At 62.5% G+C, this 269-nt stretch carries 1 pseudogene; it reads right to left on the bottom strand.

Going from position 1 to position 269, the window contains the following annotated elements:
- Positions 1–269 (bottom strand): annotated as a pseudogene (locus tag SB764_RS40660) (glutathione ABC transporter permease GsiD); the annotation flags it as partial.

Raw genomic sequence — 269 nt, 5'->3', positions numbered from 1 at the left:
GGCGATCCGCATGGTGATGCGGTCCCACCAGCCTTCGTAATAACCTGCCAGCAGGCCGAAGAACGTGCCGATCAACGCCCCGATCGCCACTGACAGAAAACCTGCCTCCAGCGAAATACGCGAGCCCGCCAGAATGCGGCTGAAAATGTCGCGGCCCAGCGAATCGACGCCGAACCAGTGCGCGGCCGTTGGCCCCGCGTTCAACGCGTCGTAGTCGAAAAAGTTTTCCGGGTCGTACGGCACGATATGCGGCGCGACGATCGCGACCA

It is taken from the genome of Paraburkholderia sp. SIMBA_027, assembly GCF_046535315.1.
Taxonomy (GTDB): domain Bacteria; phylum Pseudomonadota; class Gammaproteobacteria; order Burkholderiales; family Burkholderiaceae; genus Paraburkholderia; species Paraburkholderia tropica.
This window is presented reverse-complemented; position numbering and strand designations above follow the sequence as displayed.